The sequence below is a fragment of the Streptomyces sp. 8L genome (genome assembly GCF_020176795.1).
Taxonomy (GTDB): domain Bacteria; phylum Actinomycetota; class Actinomycetes; order Streptomycetales; family Streptomycetaceae; genus Streptomyces.
In genome coordinates this window covers 1-1,509 of record NZ_JAIUKE010000772.1, presented here as the reverse complement: position 1 = coordinate 1,509, position 1,509 = coordinate 1, and the positions used below count along the sequence as shown (strand labels likewise).

2 protein-coding genes are annotated in these 1,509 nt (G+C 73.5%); one reads left to right on the top strand and one right to left on the bottom strand.

The genetic code is table 11. The annotated features are described in order from the left end of the window. Window positions 1–106: 106 nt before the first annotated feature. Window positions 107–628, bottom strand: coding sequence for a universal stress protein (locus tag LCE31_RS38555; protein ID WP_225022868.1), 522 nt, complete (start codon window positions 626–628; stop codon window positions 107–109). 688 nt (window positions 629–1,316) lie between these two features. Here LCE31_RS38555 and LCE31_RS38550 point away from each other — a divergent pair. Beyond that, window positions 1,317–1,509 (top strand): hypothetical protein (locus LCE31_RS38550; RefSeq protein WP_225022866.1); only part of this gene is annotated, 193 nt, incomplete at its 3' end.

Below are 1,509 nucleotides of genomic sequence, written 5' to 3'. Positions count from 1 at the left end.
GGGGGGGGGCCCCCCGCGCCGGCGGGGCCCCGCCCCGCGCCGCCCCCCCGCCCCCGCCCGCGCCCCGGCCCCCCCCCCCCCCCGCGCCGCGCCCCCCCCCCCCCGGCTAGGGGATCACGACCACAGGTCGCCGCGCGCGGCGCGCCAGCCGGCCCGCGACCGAGCCGAAGATGCGCCCGACGATCCCGTGGGTCGAGCCCACCACGATCGCGTCGGCCGAGTACTCCTGGCCGACCTCCTCCAGCTCGTGGCAGATGTCCCCGCCGCGCTCCACGAGAATCCAGGGCACTTCGGAGAGATACTCCGCGCAGGCCAGTTCGAGCCCGAGCACCTCGGTGCGGTGGTCCGGCACGTCGACGAAGACAGGGGGCTCACAGCCCGCCCACACCGTCGTCGGAAGTCGGTTGGCGACATGAACGATGATCAGACCGGAACCGAGCCGACTGGCCATCCCGATCGCGTAGGCGAGCGCTCGCTCGCTCGATGTGGAGCCGTCGAATCCGACCACTACTCCGTGCCGGAAGGCCGGGTCGCACGACGTGCTCGGCTGCTCCTCCGCCAGCAGTTCCGCCAAGGGGTCGGCTACCTGCTTGCGGTCAGCGGGTTCAGGGATTTCGTGACCAGCCATGGGTGTCTCGGCGAAGGAAGTCCTCTTGAGAAGGAACGACGATGGCGACGGCGGGAGGGTGCTGGGCGGTGCTGTGTCCGGGAATCATCTTTCCCAAGCCCTTACCCCAAGGGTACGGCCGCACTCCTTTCATGCCCAGGCAATGGCGTCCCACACGCGGCGCCTCGCACGCCGCGTTGCAGGGAGCATGCACGAGCACGCCTCGTAGCGCAATGGCCGTTGGCAAGTACATCTGCCCTGTGAGCCGCCTGGGCGGCGGCGTCGCGGAGCTCTCTCCGGCACGGCCGCGCACTTGCGTACGCCCATGAACGAGCGGCTGCGGGACGGGAGGGCCCGGCGTCCCGGCGCGGCCCCTGGCCCGGCTCCCCGGTTCCTGTCCCGGCCACGGGCCGGGGACGGCGCCGGAAGGCCGTCCCCCCGGCGGTGCGCACGGCGCGATGACCGGACGCGGTCGTGCGCGGCCGTACGCCGTCGTGCGCGTCGGTCATTGGTCATACCGCTCTCGGGGGCGAGCGCCCCGTGCGTATACAACGGCCCACGCGGCTCAGTCGCCGCGACCCGGGCCCGTGGCGGGCCCCGTCCGTCGCGGGCGTCCCGTGCGCCATACTCGTCTCCACGTGACGCATCCGTCCGCGTTCATCGCGTCTGTCCCGTACGAAGCACCCGCCCCGGGCGTCCTGCCCGTCGCGTGCGGCGCGTACGACGCACCGCACCCATCGCGTACAAGACGTACCCGGCGTGCTCGACGTACTCGGCGTACTCGGCGTACTCGGCGTACTCGACGTACCGGCGCTCTCACGGCCGCAGCGCGGATGCCACGCCCTTCAGCGGCACGGCGACGGCCGCCGGGCACACCCTGGGCCGCCGCCCCGCCGGACCCC

Bases quoted from the DNA above. Each gene is read 5' to 3' on its own strand.
- LCE31_RS38555 (WP_225022868.1), bottom strand. From the start codon at position 628: ATGGCTGGTCACGAAATCCCTGAACCCGCTGACCGCAAGCAGGTAGCC.